This is a genomic window from Bradyrhizobium sp. C9 (assembly GCF_002532045.1).
Taxonomy (GTDB): Bacteria; Pseudomonadota; Alphaproteobacteria; order Rhizobiales; family Xanthobacteraceae; genus Bradyrhizobium.
In genome coordinates, this window is the sequence record NZ_NWTG01000027.1 from 1 (window position 1) to 15479 (window position 15479).

Below are 15479 nucleotides of genomic sequence, written 5' to 3' on the forward strand. Positions count from 1 at the left end.
AGCCCGACTTGACGCCCGCGCCCGGCTCGACGGCCACCTCGGCGCCGATCGCCCTGAACTTCTTGATGGTATCGGGCGAGACCGCAACACGCGGCTCGGACGCATCGATTTCCTTGGCAACGGCGATCTTCATGGGCCCTCCGGCGGCGCGAGCGGCGCACGCGTCTTCAAACTAGCGTTATTTTCGCCAGATTGGATACCCGGTTTTTCCATCCGGGTTTCGACAGGAATTCCGGCACCGCCGCGGGACGGCGATGCCGCTAGCCGATCAGGGATCAGACCAGGAAATAGGCCATCAAGGCGAGGAGGATGGCGACGCTGATGGTGCCGTATTTGACCAGCACGAGAAACCCTTCATAGGTCTGCTCATGCGCCACGTAATCGTTGCCGTCGGCGGTCGTATAGGCCACTTCGCTATGGTCTGCCATCGCTGTCCCCAGTCAGAAATTCGCGTTCTGCGAGCCATTACCGCAAACAGATTGTCAGGGCAACGGCGTGCTCCCGATCGGGCGATTTGAACCGCAAATCGTCCCCGATTCACCCCTCGAGCGACGGCCCTGCGGTCGCCCCTCGGCAGGATTGATCTCCCAGACGCTGGCATCATGGGACGATCATGCCGTGAGGCGCAAAAACGCCGAACGAATCTGATGCTGGACCAGCCGGAAGGCCGATGGTCGTCAGCCCATCGTCTCCAGCTCGTCGATCATGCCGGCGATGACGGACAGGCCGCCGTCCCAGAATTTCGGGTCCTTGGCGTCGAGCCCGAACGGCCGCAGCAGCTCGGAGTAATGCTTGGTGCCGCCGGCGGCGAGCATATCGAGATAGCGCTCGGCAAAACCCTCGGACGCATGCTCGTAGACCGCATAGAGCGAGTTCACCAGGCAATCCCCGAACGCGTAGGCGTAGACGTAGAACGGCGAGTGGATGAAGTGCGGGATGTACATCCAGAACGTCTCGTAGCCCGGCTTGATCTCGATCGCGGGCCCGAGGCTCTCGCCCTGCACGCTGAGCCACAGCTCGCCGATCCGCTCGGCGGTGAGCTCGCCGTTCTTGCGCTCGGTATGAACCGCACGCTCGAATGAATAGAACGCGATCTGCCGCACCACGGTGTTGATCATGTCCTCGACCTTGCCTGCGAGCAGCGCCTGGCGCTGCTTGGCGTTCTTGGTCTGCGACAACAGCCGCTTGAAGGTCAGCATCTCGCCGAACACACTCGCGGTCTCCGCCAGCGTCAGCGGCGTCGGCGCCATCAGCGCGCCGTTCTTCGCCGCCAGCACCTGATGGACGCCGTGGCCGAGCTCATGCGCCAGCGTCATCACGTCGCGCGGCTTGCCCTGGTAATTCATCAGCACATAGGGATGCGCCGACGGGGTGGTCGGATGCGAGAACGCACCGGGCGCCTTGCCGGGACGCACCGGCGCATCGATCCAGCGATCGCTGAAGAAGCGCTCCGCGATCTCGGCCATTTTTGGCGAGAAGCCGTTATAGGCCGACAGCACCATGTTGCGCGCCTCGGGCCAGGCGATGGTGCCGGTCGCCGCGAACGGCAGCGGCGCGTTGCGGTCCCAGTGCGGCAGCTTCTTCTTTTTGAACCAGCCGGCCTTCAACGCGTAGTAGCGGTGCGACAGCTTCGGATAGGCCGCACGCACCGAGGCGACCAGCGCATCGACCACCTCGCGCTCGACCCGGTTGTTGAGATGGCGGGAATCCGCGACGTCCTGGAAGCCCCTCCAGCGGTCGGAGATTTCCTTGTCCTTGGCCAGCGTGTTGGTGATCAGCGCGAAGGTGCGCTCATTGTCCTTGAAGGTCTTGGCCAGCGCCTGCGCGGCCGACTTGCGCTTGTCGCCGGCCTTGTCCTGCAACAGGTTGAGCGTCGGCTCGATCGCGAGCTCCTTGCCCGCAACCTTGAAGCGCAGGCCGGAGATGGTCTGGTCGAACAGCCGGTTCCAGGCCGCGTAGCCGCTCTGCGCCTTTTCATGGAAGAGCTGCTCGACGCGATCCTCGAGCTGGTACGGCTTGTCCTTGCGCAGATCCTCGATCCACGGCCGGTAATGACCGAGCGTGGGCTCGGCCATCGCGCGCTCGATCACGTCATCGTCAACGCGATTGAGCTCGAGCGAGAAGAACAGCAGATGCACCGAGGCGGCCGTCAGCCGTTCGGAGACGTCGCCGTAGAACTTCGAGATCGCCGGATCGACGCTGTCGCCGGCATGGACCAGGCCGGCATAAGAGCCGAGACGGCCAGCCAGATCGTCGATCGCCTCATAACGGCGGATCGCCTCGGCCAGCCACTTTCCGCCGCCTTCCTTGCCGGTATTTTCGGCAAGCTTGCCCTTGTAGTCGGTCTCAAACGCGACGCAATCTGCATCCATTTTCTGCAAATCGCGTGCGACTTCCGGCGCGTCGATACCGGAGTAGAGATCTGCCAGATTCCATTCCGGAAGCCTGCCGGTCTTGCTGGCTGCCTGTTTCGGGCTGGCTGCGGCCGGTTTGCGTTGCGCGGCCGTCTTGCGCAGCGCGGCCTCCTTGCGGAGAGCGGCTTTGCTGAGAGCTGACTTGTTGGAAGCAGTTTTGGAGCGCGAGGTCATCTTGTTCGTAACCTTACTTCAGTCGGAAAGATGTCGGCGGCGGCGGAATGAAAGCGGGTTTGCAAGGTTTAAGAGTGCGTTAATCGGCATCGGCGACATTGCCCCGATTCGAGACAGATAAACGTAGCGTGCGGGGAAAACCATGGCTGCCACCATTTTGATCGCCGATGATGACGCCGTACAGCGTCGTTTGGTTGAAAACATGGTGCAGAAATGCGGCTATGAGCCCCTCGTCGTGGACAGCGGCGACGCGGCGATTGCGGCCCTGACCGCATCCGAGACGCAGGCGATCGATGCCGTCGTGCTCGACCTCGTGATGCCGGGCCTCGACGGTCTCGGAGTCCTCGCAAAAATTCGTGAAGCTGGTTTGAACGTCCCGGTCATCGTGCAGACCGCGCATGGCGGCATCGACAATGTGGTGTCGGCGATGCGCGCCGGCGCCCAGGACTTCGTCGTCAAGCCGGTCGGCTTCGAGCGGCTGCAGGTGTCGCTGCGCAATGCCCTCAACGCGTCGGCGCTGAAGGGCGAATTGCAGCGCATCCGCCACAGCCGCGAGGGCCGGCTGACCTTCACCGACATCATCACCCGCAGCGAGGCGATGGCCGGGGTGCTGCGCACCGCGCAGAAGGCCGCATCCTCGACCATCCCGGTGCTGATCGAGGGCGAGTCCGGCGTCGGCAAGGAACTGTTCGCGCGCGCGATCCACGGCAGCAGCGAACGCAAGGCCAAGCCGTTCGTCGCGGTGAACTGCGGTGCGATCCCGGACAATCTCGTCGAATCGATCCTGTTCGGCCATGAGAAGGGCGCCTTCACCGGTGCCACCGAGCGCCATCAGGGCAAGTTCGTCGAGGCCCATGGCGGCACTCTGTTCCTCGACGAGGTCGGCGAATTGCCGCTGGCCACGCAGGTGAAGCTGCTGCGCGCGCTGCAGGAGGGCACCGTCGAGGCCGTCGGCGGCCGCAAGCCGGTCAAGGTCGATGTCCGGATCATCTCGGCGACCAACCGCAAGCTGCTCGATCTCGTGAAGGGCGGCCAGTTCCGCGAAGACCTGTTCTATCGCCTGCACGTGTTGCCGCTGACCATCCCGGCGCTGCGCCAGCGGCGCGAGGACATTCCGCATCTGCTGCGGCATTTCCTGGCGCGGTTCTGCGCCGAGGAGAACCGCAACATCACCGGCATCAGCGGCGATGCGATGGCGCATCTGGCGCAGCTCGATTGGCCGGGCAACATCCGCCAGCTCGAGAATACGGTGTATCGCGCCGTGGTGATGAGCGATGGCGACCAGCTCGGGCTCGCCGACTTCCCGCAAGGCGCGACGCATCCGGTGCCGGAAGGCAAATCGCTGCAGAGCGAGCCGCTGGTGGTGTCGCCGTCCACAGCGCCCGCGATGATTTCTGGTAATGAGATACCTGTTACCTCTGCCCTGCCCACCGCGGGTGGCCTGTCGATGCTCACCGCCGCGGGCGAGGTGCGCCCGCTAGAAGATCTCGAGAACGAGATCATCCGGTTCGCGATTTCGCATTACCGCGGCCAGATGTCGGAGGTCGCGCGCCGCCTCAAGATCGGCCGTTCGACGCTCTACCGCAAGCTCGACGAAGCCGCGGCCGGCACGCGCACGAGCGACGCCGGCTAAACCTGGGGCCGACAGGACAATACCAGGGAACCTTTTGAACCGTGTCCCGTCGGTGACAGACAAAGGCTGTGCCGCGTGGCAAAAACGCACGGCCCGAGCGAAATCAGCCGCTTCGAGGTCAGTTTGTCGTGAGTTGCCCCGCATGGCGCTGGCTGCATAAGAGGGGCAAATGTATCGTCTGCGTTAATTGCGTGCAGGCGTGCGAGTCGTTTGAGAGGCCGGCGCTTCCGCGCAAGCTATGAAACCGAATACCGATTTGAACTGTTCCAGAATCTGAGGGAGCAGTTCCACCCAGGGGGTGTGAAAATGCGTGACTGTTCGAACAACCGTCGAGGATTTGACCGCGTCTTGATGGCCGTCGCGGCGACCTTCCTCACGGTGTCCGCGAGCTCGGCCTTCGCGCAGGACACGCCTCGCTCCAGCGCCTCGGAACTGGCGATCGACGCCGCGATCCCGCGCCCCGAGCCGGCCAATGTGCCGCCGCCCACCGCGAGTGATTTCAAGGCCGACACCACCGCCGCGCTGCCCGACGCCGCCAAGCCGGCGGACGCGAAGCCCGCAGAGGTACAGGCCAACGAAGCCAAGCCCGTCGATGCAAAGCCTGTCGATGCAAAGCCGGCAGAACCGAGCGCGACCGCGAAGGCCGTCGAGCCGAAGCCCGCTGATGTCGCCACCGCGCCGGCGACCAAACCCGCCGATGCGCCCAAGGTCGATGCGCCGAAGACCGACACCGCGGTCGCGCCGGCCGCGGCCCCACCCGCTCCTGCAACCGCAGCGGCGCCCGCGGCAGCTCCGGCCGCTGAGCCTGCGAAGGCTGCGAGCAACGTTGCCTCCGAGGATCAGCCAGTCGCTGAGAAGCTGCGCGAGCTGCTCGCCAACAAGTCGCTGCGCACCTTCGATCGCAAGAACGAGCGCGCCGCGGCCGAGAAGTTCTATTCGGCCCGCGAATACGCACCCGTCTTCACCAAGGCCGGCAAGCTGACCGATGCCGGCAAGGGCGTCATCGCCCGCCTGAAGGATGCGGCCGCCGACGGCCTCGATGCATCAGACTATCCGGTGCCGGATTTCACCGCTGCGACGACGCCCGATACGCTGGCCGACGCCGAGCTGAAGCTCGCGGCCAGCATGCTGGACTATGCACGCCAGGCCCAGAGCGGCCGCATGCACTGGTCGCAGGTGTCGGCGGACATCCTCTATCCGGAACACCCGATCGATCCGGCCGAAGTGTTCACCAATGTGACCTCGGCCAAGGACGCCTCCGCCGCGCTCGACGGCTACAACCCGCCGCAGAAGCTCTACAAGGAGCTGAAGAAGAAGCTCGCCGAGCTGCGTGGCCAGGGCGAAGGCCCGGTGATCACGATCGCAGACGGCCCCGCGCTGAAATACGTGCCCGCGCGCAAGAAGCAGGCCGCGGTCGAGATGGACGATCCGCGCGTGCCGGACCTGCGCAACAAGCTCGGCATCACCGAGGATGCCGACAGCACCAAGTATGACGCCACGGTGGCGCGGGCGGTGGAGAAATTCCAGAGCAGCGTCGACCTCAAGGCGACCGGCGTACTCGACGAGCGCACGGTCAAGGCGCTGAACAATCCGAAGCGCGACCGCCAGATCGACACCGTGCTCGTCAACATGGAGCGCTGGCGCTGGCTGCCTCGCCAGCTCGGCGCGGCCAATGTCGGCAATGCCTATGTGATCCTCAACATCCCCGACTATACGCTGAAGGTGATGCAGAACGGCGCGCAGGTCTGGACCACGCGCGTCGTCACCGGCAAGCCCGGCCAGCACGCCACGCCGCTTCTGACCGAGACGATGAAGTACATCACGGTCAACCCGACCTGGAACGTGCCCCCGTCGATCATCTACAACGAGTATCTGCCGGCCCTGCAGCAGGATCCGACGGTGCTGCAGCGCATGGGCCTCAAGCTCGAGCGCAACCGCGACGGCTCGATCCACGTCTCGCAGCCGCCCGGCGAAGCCAACGCGCTCGGCCGCATCCGCTTCAATTTCCCGAACAAGTTCCTGGTCTATCAGCACGACACGCCGGACAAGTATCTGTTCGCGAAGGATGAGCGCGCCTTCAGCCACGGCTGCATGCGCGTGCAGAATCCGGATCAGTACGCGTCGGTGCTGCTCAACATCACCGAGCCGAACCAGCACTACACGCCGGAGCGGATCCGCAGCATGTACGGCTCGAGCGAAGTCGATCTGAAATTCCCGACGCCGATCCCGGTCAACATCACCTACCAGACCGCGTTCGTGGACGATGCCGGCAAGCTGCAAATCCGCAGGGACATCTACGGCCGCGACGCCGCCATGCTGTCGCTGCTCAAGAACAGCCGCGGCAAGGACCTCGAAACGGTGGTGGCGCACGCCCAGCCGAGCTACGCGCGGCCGCCGAGCAGCAGCCTGCCGCCGGGCGTCAACGTCGCCGGCGACAACAGCGGCTTTGGCTCCTCCGGACCGAACTTCTTCGAGCGCCTGTTCGGGGGATTCGGCCAGCCGGAGCCGCAGCCGGTCCGCCGCGGCCAGGCCCAGCAGCAGCGCCGGGTGATCACCCGCTAAACTGCCCTCTCCGCCCGATTGGGATAAATATTGAAGTAAAATCAACGATCTCGCTCAAAAAGCGAGATCGTTTACGTTAACCATTTACGATGGGGTCCGGGGAACAGGGCTATCTTTTGCCACACTCCCCCAGTTAGTTAAGCCCAACTTGGGGGCGGGTCGGTAAACCTCGGTTAACCCTCCCGCTTTAAGAAAGCGTTCACCGTCTTCCGCAGGGGGTCTGCGAAGATGCCGACCGAACGCTCGTCGACTGGGTGGGCTCATAGTGCTGGCTGTTTTCGCACGCCGCTACAATCCGCTGTCGCTGCCTAAGGCCGGGTACCAAGTCGGCCTGACCGCGCTATTGCTGTTGGCGGGCGCCGGCTCGGTGCACGATGCGACTGCGCTGAACCAGACCCGCACCCTCTCCTTCCACCACACCCATTCCGGCGAAGACCTCACCATCACCTTCAAGCGCGATGGCCGCTACGACGAAGCCGCGCTGAAGCAGCTCAATCACTTCCTGCGCGACTGGCGCTCCCAGGACGAGACGGTGATGGACCGTCACCTCTTCGACATCCTCTGGGAAGTCTACAACGACGTCGGCGGCAAGCAGCCGATCCAGATCATCTCCGCCTATCGCGCTCCCGCCACCAACGCCATGCTCCGCCGCCGCTCCTCGGGCGTTGCGCGCCACAGCCAGCACATGCTGGGGCATGCGATGGACTTCTTCATTCCGGGCGTGCCGCTGGAGCAGATCCGGTTCGCCGGCCTGCGCCTGCAGCGCGGCGGCGTCGGCTTCTATCCGACCTCGGGCTCGCCGTTCGTGCATCTCGACACCGGCGGCATTCGCCACTGGCCGCGGATGACCCGCGAGCAGCTGGTCCGGGTGTTCCCGGATGGCCGCACCGTCCATGTCCCGACCGACGGCACGCCGCTGAAGGGTTATGAACTCGCCAAGGCCGACATCGAACGCCGCGGCAATGGCGACGATGCTGCGACCATCAGCAAGCCGACCCTGTTCGCGAAGCTGTTCGGTGGCGGCAAGTCGGGCGACGATGAAGACGAAGGCGCGGTCGCCGTGAACGACAAGCCCGCCGCTGCCACCGTGGTTGCGGCCGCTGCCCCTGCCAAGCCCGCCGACCCCGTTCCGCTGCCGCGCGCCAAGCCGCAGCAATTCGCCGCCGCCATCCAGCTCGCCGCCGCCGACGCGCAGCTCGTGCCGATGCCGAAGGCCAAGCCGGCAGTGCAGGTGGTGCAGACGGCCGAAAACACCGCGCCGCAATCGCCCGCCGACATCATCAATGCCCGCGGCTTCTGGGGTGACGAGTCCGCGGCGCCGAAGCAGGCTTCGGCCGCGCAGATCGCCGCACTGAAGGCGCGTGAGGCAGTCGGCGGTTCGGATCCGCAGACCACCGCCAGCACGGCCGACAACTTCAACAAGGCGCTCGCCTATGCGCCGGCCGGGTCGTCGCCGGTCGACCGCGCCAACATCGTCGCTGCGACGGCGCCGATCCCGCGCAATGTGCGCCCGGCGCGCAATGCGGCGGCGCCGGCCACCGAAATCAACACCGTCGTTGCGAAGGGCACGCCGAGCCAGGGCGTGATCACGACGTCGGCACGGATCTCGGCCGCCAAGGGCAACGACATCTGGATGCGCGTCGTGATGCTGGCGCCGAGCGCGAGCAGCGGCATGCTGACCACGGTGCTCGGCGACACCGACATGAGCATGATGCGACAGCACTTCGTGAAGCCGCAGGCCGCCGTCGCCATGACCTTCTCGGACGATCCGATGATGGGCATGACCTGCGACCGCTTCTCCGGCTCGGCCACTGCCCTCCTGACCACCCAGTCCTTCGTGCTGCGCACCGCCTCGCTGCGCTGAGTAGTTCTGCTTCAGAACGCTCGCCAACGCCGACATTGCGCTGGTCTGCACTGGCGTAGCGCCCGGCCAGCGGAAGGTTGCGGTCTGCATACGCCATCATCAAGAAAACGCTCGAAAACGTGATGGATGGGCGCGCGGGGGAACGAGCTATATCCCGGCCTGGCGCGATTGTGACGCTACGACAGCGGCCCGCGCCCAAGCGAATGGCACGTGAACTGGCTTCACCATGCATGACAATCATTCAGCGCTGCGGATCCCGGCCTCCCGCGTCCGCATTCCTCCGACCTCCGCCCTGATCGCCTTCGAAGCCGCCGCTCGCCTCCTGAGCTTCCGGCGCGCTGCCGAAGAGCTCGGCCTCACAGCATCGGCGATCAGCCATCAACTCGGTAGCCTGGAGGCACAGCTTGGCGAGCGACTGTTCAGCCGGGTCGGCCGTTCGGTACGCCTCACACCTGCCGGTGAGCGTTTCGCCCACCAGGTGCGCCGTGGTCTTGCCGCCATCAACCGCGGCCTCGATGACCTCGCAACCGATGCGCAGACGCGCCAGATTCGGTTGAGCGCATCTGCGCTGTTTTCACAAACCGTGCTGGTGCCGCACCTGCGGGATTTTGCCCGCCGCTGGCCGCACTACGATCTCCGCCTCGAGGTTACCGCACGGATGGTCGACTTCAACATCGAGCAGGTCGACGCCGGCATCCGCATCGGGCGAGGACCATGGCCGGGTTTGACCAAGACCCGATTGCTCACCGTGCGCGGCCTGCCGGCGGCGAGCCCGTCGTTCCTTGCAGCCCATCCGGTCACGGCTCCAGCCGACCTTTTGCGGCTCCCTCTCATTCACAACGCCTTCTTCCCGAGCGCCTGGCCGGACTGGTTCGCCATCCACGGCCTATCGATCGAGGATCACGACGCCGGGCTTGATGTCACCCTCGACAGTCTTCCGATCGCGCTGGAGGCCGCCCAGCACGGTGTCGGTGCGGTGCTGACCATGGATCCGCTGGTGCGCAGCCATCCCGGTTTTGGAACGACGCTGATCGCCGCGATCGACCCGCCCGCAAGCAGCGAACTGAGCTTCTGGCTGGTACATCGTATCGAGGCCGGCGCCGATCCCAAGATCAAGGCCCTCACGCATTGGCTGCGGGATGCGGTGCAGGCGATCCCGCAGCAGACGCCGCGAACCGAGACCCCGTCCTGACGGCGGAATAGCGCCCTCGCCCAGGAGCGCCTACGGCGAACCGATGCTCGTCCACATCGATGGTGGTCGCCGAGACCCGCAGCGGCGATCGGCGATGCGCGTGCCATGCAGCGCCGCCACGCGCCAGCCGCCCGTGGCAAGAAACATCAAGAGCGAGGAACGGATCAACGCGTGCCGGCCATCAACCGTGTCGTCGGGTGTTTCGAGCCTGGCGCGGAGCGTGACCAGCGCGATCACCGGGGACCACGATCGTACGCTCTCGATTTCCAACGAGATCCGGCTTCCGCGGAGACTCGTCGTGAACAACCAGCCATAGCCCGTCCTGATCTGCGCCTTGCCTCTGTAGCGCTCGCCGCTTGCCGCAATGTAGTTCGCATCATCCGTGAAGTGGGACGCGTAGCCGGCTTCATCACCCTCATTCCACGCCGCTGCCAGTCGAGCGATCGTATCCAGAATCCGACGAAGCTCATTCGGCCATGTCCGCGGAGTCACCTGGTACCTCAAACGCTGCTGGAATGATGTGCGGTGAGATCCGGACATCCGACTGCGGGCGCCTCCGTCATCGCTCGGGCTGTCGACGACAAATCAGCGCCCCTCGGCGACAGTGACGCCTCAGCCAGCGCCATGGCCATGAACGTCGCAATCACAAGCCTTTGCACAAGACGCCGAACCGGCGACCTTTCCAGATCAATCATGATGATGGGTTCCGGTCTCGTTGAGCGATGGAGCGGGCAGGCTTGTGGTCGCCAGCCCGCGATCCGGTTCCTCGCCGTGGTGTGCCGGACCGGCGATCGACGCGATTACCAGGCCATTCTGATGCCGCCCTTGCCGGCATAGGCCTGAGTTACGCTGGAGAACTCGCCCTCGAAGTTTGCGAACAGCGCGGCGTTGCGGGTGACGTCGAGCTGCGCGCCAACGCTGACTTGCGCCGCATCGCTGGCCGGCCGCGCCCCGTCGACGATGAAGCTCGCGCCCGGCAGCGACACCAGTGTGCCATTGAGGTTGCGCGTCGGCGCGAACTCGTGGACCCAGGCCATGCTCGCCTGCGGCGTCAGCGCCATGCCGTTGGCAAGCTCGATGCGGCGCTCCCCGCGTACCCCCGCGAACAGCGGCGCCGACGTGGTGGTCTGTCGCGAGACCGCGAGCCCGAGCACGCCGGGCACACTGCCGGCAGTCTGACTGCTCTCCACAAAACTGTCGCTGTAGAGCTGCGCGATCTCAAACGCCGCGAACGGCGTCACGCGCGCTCCCGCAATGGCGAAATCGTGCCCGACCTCGAAGCGCGAGCGCAATTGCCATGAATTGAAATTGCCGCGTTCGGTCTCGGCGGCAAGACCACCGATATTGCCGGTGACCCGCGTGGTCTTGTTGCTGAACGACGACACCGTGGTGGCATTGCTCAGATAGAGCTGTCCCAGCGTAAGCGTGCTGTAGACGCCGCCATGAACGCCATCGACCTTGCCGCTTGTGGCGCGGCTGTCGACCGCGAAATTGCCTTCGCTGCCGCCGAATGCGACGCCGACCAGCCAGTTTGGCCACACCTGATAGTCGAGACCGATGTTGCCGCCGAACAGGCTGTCCTTCTGCGCGGCGGTGCCGAGACCCGCGTTGCCCTGCAGGGTGCTGCTGCCGCCGAACGCCGATCCCCACACCCGCCAGGTGCGGTCGAACCGCGCCGCCGCGGGCGCCTTGGTGAACGGCCCCGCGCTGGCAAAGGCATCCTCCGGCGCGTAACCGATCGCGCCGTCACGCCCCACCACAATGGCATTGCCGCCACCGTCCCGGCCGGCGCGCCAGGCGCTCGCCTGGTCGTTGACCGACGAGGTGAACAACGAGCTGGCACGAAACGCCGCATTCTGCGCGCCGGCAAGGCCCTCGCCGGAGATCCTGTCGAAGGCGCTGCGGGCCTGGGCGGCAGAACCGAGCAACACAGCATTGAAGGCGGGATTGGCAGTCATCAGGGGGATCCGATCGAAAGCCCGGCCGACGGCCGCCTGATTGCTGGTTTGGCCAATCCCGGCAAAGCTGAGGCTATTGCGGTCGAAGCGCAGAAACACGTCATGCGCGTCATAGACGAGCGCCGACGACAGGAAGGCGCTGTTGACGTTCGTCGTCTCGGCGGCAAACTTTCCGCTCAGACTGTTTGCCGTTAATACCGTGTAGTTCTGCCCTACGACGATGCCACTCGTGGCTACAGTGGCGTTGAGCGTGCCGCCGCCGAGGGCTGCGTTACCTCCAATTGTCAATCGGTCCGCTTGATTGCCGTTGAGGTTGACCCTGTAGATCGAGCCGGGATTGAACATGACGTTCCCGATCACGGTGCCATTGCCGCCCAGCGCGCCGCCCTGATTCACCGTGACCTGCGAGGCCAGCGTTGTGTTCACGAGCAGTGAACCGGCGTTGATCGTGGTGCCATTCACATAGGTCTGAGTGTTGTTGCCGGCGAGCGTCCAGACGCCGCCCTGCGCATTGACCGTCAGCGCCTTGAAACCGGTGAACGACCCGTTATAGGTGTCGACGCCGCCGCCGATCAGTTGCAGCTCTTTCTTTCGACTGCCGTCGTCACCACCGGCACTCACCCCGCCCGCAATCGTCGATCCGGTTGCAATCGCCAGTGTCGCATTGCCGTCACTCATTTGCACGTCGCCGACGATGCGTCCGTAGTTGAGAACCGTCGAGTCGACGCCGCCGGCCTTGCCGAAATCAATCGCCCGCCCGGTCGCCGTGATCGTCCCGGCATTGGTCACGGTGCCCGCCTCAGCGAAATACACGCCTATGGCACCGGCAATGGTTGCGCCTGCCGCATTGACGACCGCCGGCACGGGTGGTTGAGATAGCGCGCTGGTGCGGATCCGCGCCTGTATCTGCGGAGGCAGATTGACAACAACGCCAGCCGCGGCACCCGAGATCACCCCGCCCGTCAGGTTGTTCAACGTTCCACTGTGCGTCTGCACCGCCACGCGATCGGACGTGATGGTGCCGGCATTGTTGATCGTGCCGGCATCGACCAGAGCGCCGGTCGCTGTTCCGGATATCTTGGCGTTGGCGTTGTTGTCGAGCGTACCCGACCCCAGCACGACGCCGACGCCACCAGCTCCAGTCCCGGAAATCCGGCCTCCGGCAGAATTCGTCACCGTTCCGCTGTCCAATATCACGGCTGCTCCGACGTTGGCTGCAATCGCGCCGGCGTTGGTCAACGCACCTGCTCCGCCGCCGATGATGACTCCAACGCCCCCCTGAATGCTGCCGCCGCTCGCGTTGCTGACGCTGCCGCCATTCAACAGCTCGACCGCCACTCCCCCCTCTCCGGCGACGATCTTGCCGCCGTTGTCGACTGTTGTGTTGCTCCCCACACTCCCAATTTCATTGAGCGTTCCCTGGTTGTTGATCTTCCAATTGGAACTGCTGGGTTGGATGCGAAGCAGCCCAGCCGAAGTGTCGAGGATCTGCGCGCCCGCGTTGATGTTGACCGTTACCCCGGTCTTGCCGTCAAGATCCTCGATGCCGGTCGTGTCAGGCCTGCCATCGGGATTCGCGCTGCAGGTGATCACCTGATCGTCTGCCGTCGGAGCGATCGCGCTGCACGCTGCCTGCGCGCCGCTTGCCAGGCCCACCAACGGCAGCGCAGCGAGAGTGCTTAAGCCAAACCTGTTCATTGCAGCATTCCCTCTCGTACCGCGCAGGCGCGGCAGATTTTCGCCGCGCAAGCCTGAACGTGCCGGCGCGGCCACGCATGATTTCCAACGATGCCTGGTGGCTGACTTCAACCCGCGAACGCCGCGCACAACAAGCGAAACGCTTTCAACAATCATGAAGCTCGTTCATGAGTTGGGCGTAGCGACAGTCGGACAGGGGTTGCGCGCCGCGCTTGGAGAGTCAGGCTGGCAGCCCTGCCTTGAGCAGGCCGGCCTCGTAGCGCGCCCGGTCGGGCGCGCGCTTGTAGTGCTGGGTTGCGAGGTGAGCTGCGACCGAGAACGCCGGCTCGCGCTTCAGCACCTCGGTTGCATGGGCTGTGGCCGCCACCGAATTGCCCATCTGCGCCAGCGTCGCGGCGAGGAAGGCGTGATGAGTGTGGTCGGGCCGCGTGATGCGCGAGAACGCCTCGGCGGCGTCGGCGTATTTCTCGGCACAATAGCAGGCCCGGCCGAGATGGCTCCAGAACCGCTCCGGATGGAACGGATTGAGGCGCATCGCCCGCTTGATCCAGTCGATGCCCTCCTCCGGCCGCCCGAGCCAGGTCAGGAGCTCGCCCTGCTGCACGACGACGAGATCGTAGTTGGGATTGAGCGCGAGCGCGCGCTCCTGGTGGAAGGCCGCCTTGTCGTGATCGTCGCGGTTGAGGTTCAGCGCGGCGAGGATCCGGTGCACGTCGCTGTCGTTGTCGTCGAGTTTGAGCGCGATCTCCAGCTCTGCGGCGACCTGCGCGAAGGTCGCGTCGCGGTCGTCGCACCAATTGTAGACCCAGGTCTGGCCGAGCACGCAGGCCCGCCAGGCGTGCGCATGGGCGTAGTTGGGATCGAGCACGATGGCCCGCTCGAGCAGACGCTGCGCTTCCGTATTGTCGTCCCGAGCCGAGCGGTGATGCAGCACCTTGGCGGCGAGCACGCACTCATAGGCCGCCATGTTGTCGGTCGGCTTGCGCTTGACGCGGTCATGCGCCGCGGCCTCGACACGGCCAGGCAAGGTCGCCACGATGGCGCGCGTCATCTCGTCCTGGATGGCGAAGATGTCGGCGAGCTCGCGGTCGTAGCGTTCGGCCCAGACATGCCGGTCGGCCTCGGCATCGATCAGCTGCACCGTGACGCGGATCCGCCCGCCGGCCTTGCGCACGCTGCCTTCCAGCACATAGTCGACCGCGAATTCCTTCGCGACGTCCTGCACCTTCACCGCCTTGCCCTTGTACACGAAGGTCGAGTTGCGCGAGATCACCAGCAGATCGTGGAAGCGCGACAGCTCGGTGATGATGTCCTCGGTGAGACCGTCGGCGAAGAATTCCTGCTCGGGATCGCCACTCATGTTGACCAGCGGCAACACGGCGATGGAGGGCTTTTTGGCGACGACGGTGGCGGCGGCCGCGCTCGGATGGTCGGCTACGGATTTGGCGCTCGATTCGAGATGGACGCGGAAAACCCGGATCGGTCGCGCGATGTTCTTGACGGTCTGGTCGCCGAGATCCTCGAAGCTCAGATCCTCCAGGCGATCGCCGACCTGATCGCGGACCGCGCCGGAAATGCAGATGCCGCCGGGCTCGGCCAGCACCTCGAGGCGAGACGCGACATTGACGCCGTCGCCGAAGATGTCGGCACCGTCCACGATCACATCGCCGAGATTGATGCCGATGCGAAACTGCATCCACCGCGCCGGCGCGACGTCGGCGTTGCGCTTGGCCATCCGGCGCTGCACCTCGGCCGCGCACAGCACCGCATCGACGACGCTGTGGAATTCGACCAGCAGGCCATCGCCGGTGGTCTTGATGATGCGGCCGCGATTCTTGGTGATGGCCGGATCGATCAGTTCGATCCGATGGGTCTTGAGGCGCGCAAGGGTGCCCGTCTCGTCAGCCTCCATCAGGCGGCTAAAGCCGACCATGTCGGCGGCGAGGACCGCAGCGAGCCGACGCTCTGGTCCTGGCACGTCCAT

9 protein-coding genes and 1 pseudogene are annotated in these 15479 nt (G+C 65.1%); 4 read left to right on the forward strand and 6 right to left on the reverse strand.

Features of this window, described 5'->3' with window-relative positions; all coding sequences use genetic code 11:
* The 3 genes and pseudogenes from CO675_RS33475 to CO675_RS33485 all read right to left on the reverse strand — a co-directional run.
* A pseudogene (locus CO675_RS33475) lies at positions 1 to 133 on the reverse strand (NAD(P)(+) transhydrogenase (Re/Si-specific) subunit alpha); the annotation flags it as partial.
* A gap of 142 nt (positions 134 to 275) precedes the next feature.
* A complete protein-coding gene (locus CO675_RS33480; RefSeq protein ID WP_097676083.1) occupies positions 276 to 428 on the reverse strand; it encodes an aa3-type cytochrome c oxidase subunit IV in 153 nt (50 codons plus the stop codon).
* A 249-nt stretch (positions 429 to 677) separates the two neighbouring features.
* Positions 678 to 2588 carry a M3 family oligoendopeptidase gene (locus tag CO675_RS33485; protein ID WP_097676084.1) on the reverse strand — a complete coding sequence of 637 codons (1911 nt, stop codon included), beginning with the start codon at positions 2586 to 2588 and terminating at the stop codon, positions 678 to 680.
* 142 nt (positions 2589 to 2730) lie between these two features.
* Between CO675_RS33485 and CO675_RS33490 the strand changes: the two genes are divergently transcribed.
* From CO675_RS33490 to CO675_RS33505, 4 genes are all read left to right on the forward strand, one after another.
* Entirely contained in the window at positions 2731 to 4221 is a 1491-nt protein-coding gene (locus CO675_RS33490) for a sigma-54-dependent transcriptional regulator (RefSeq protein WP_097676085.1), read from the forward strand.
* A gap of 306 nt (positions 4222 to 4527) precedes the next feature.
* Entirely contained in the window at positions 4528 to 6783 is a 2256-nt protein-coding gene (locus CO675_RS33495; protein WP_097676086.1) for a L,D-transpeptidase family protein, read from the forward strand.
* 265 nt (positions 6784 to 7048) lie between these two features.
* Complete coding sequence (locus CO675_RS33500) at positions 7049 to 8647, forward strand: peptidoglycan L,D-endopeptidase MepK (RefSeq protein WP_097676087.1); 1599 nt, start codon at positions 7049 to 7051, stop codon at positions 8645 to 8647.
* 226 nt (positions 8648 to 8873) lie between these two features.
* Positions 8874 to 9839: a LysR substrate-binding domain-containing protein gene (locus tag CO675_RS33505; protein WP_097676088.1), complete on the forward strand. Its 966-nt coding sequence runs from the start codon at positions 8874 to 8876 to the stop codon at positions 9837 to 9839.
* Between the two features lie 30 nt (positions 9840 to 9869).
* On the opposite strand, the gene CO675_RS33510 is transcribed toward CO675_RS33505, so the two are convergent.
* The 3 genes from CO675_RS33510 to CO675_RS33520 form a co-directional block, all read right to left on the reverse strand.
* Positions 9870 to 10331, reverse strand: a complete 462-nt coding sequence (locus CO675_RS33510; protein ID WP_158231342.1) for an SgcJ/EcaC family oxidoreductase — start codon at positions 10329 to 10331, stop codon at positions 9870 to 9872.
* Between the two features lie 308 nt (positions 10332 to 10639).
* A complete protein-coding gene (locus tag CO675_RS33515; protein ID WP_097676091.1) occupies positions 10640 to 13651 on the reverse strand; it encodes an autotransporter outer membrane beta-barrel domain-containing protein in 3012 nt (1003 codons plus the stop codon).
* Positions 13652 to 13715: 64 nt separating this feature from the next.
* Positions 13716 to 15479, reverse strand: coding sequence for an adenylate/guanylate cyclase domain-containing protein (locus CO675_RS33520; protein ID WP_097676093.1), 1764 nt, complete (start codon positions 15477 to 15479; stop codon positions 13716 to 13718).

What these genes read in the sequence shown, in the direction of transcription:
- CO675_RS33495 (WP_097676086.1), top strand. Translation starts at nt 4,528, where the DNA reads ATGCGTGACTGTTCGAACAACCGTCGAGGATTTGACCGCGTCTTGATG.
- CO675_RS33520 (WP_097676093.1), bottom strand. Translation starts at nt 15,479, where the DNA reads ATGGACGTGCCAGGACCAGAGCGTCGGCTCGCTGCGGTCCTCGCCGCC.
- CO675_RS33480 (WP_097676083.1), bottom strand. Translation starts at nt 428, where the DNA reads ATGGCAGACCATAGCGAAGTGGCCTATACGACCGCCGACGGCAACGAT.
- CO675_RS33490 (WP_097676085.1), top strand. Translation starts at nt 2,731, where the DNA reads ATGGCTGCCACCATTTTGATCGCCGATGATGACGCCGTACAGCGTCGT.
- CO675_RS33515 (WP_097676091.1), bottom strand. Translation starts at nt 13,651, where the DNA reads ATGATTGTTGAAAGCGTTTCGCTTGTTGTGCGCGGCGTTCGCGGGTTG.
- CO675_RS33485 (WP_097676084.1), bottom strand. Translation starts at nt 2,588, where the DNA reads ATGACCTCGCGCTCCAAAACTGCTTCCAACAAGTCAGCTCTCAGCAAA.
- CO675_RS33505 (WP_097676088.1), top strand. Translation starts at nt 8,874, where the DNA reads ATGCATGACAATCATTCAGCGCTGCGGATCCCGGCCTCCCGCGTCCGC.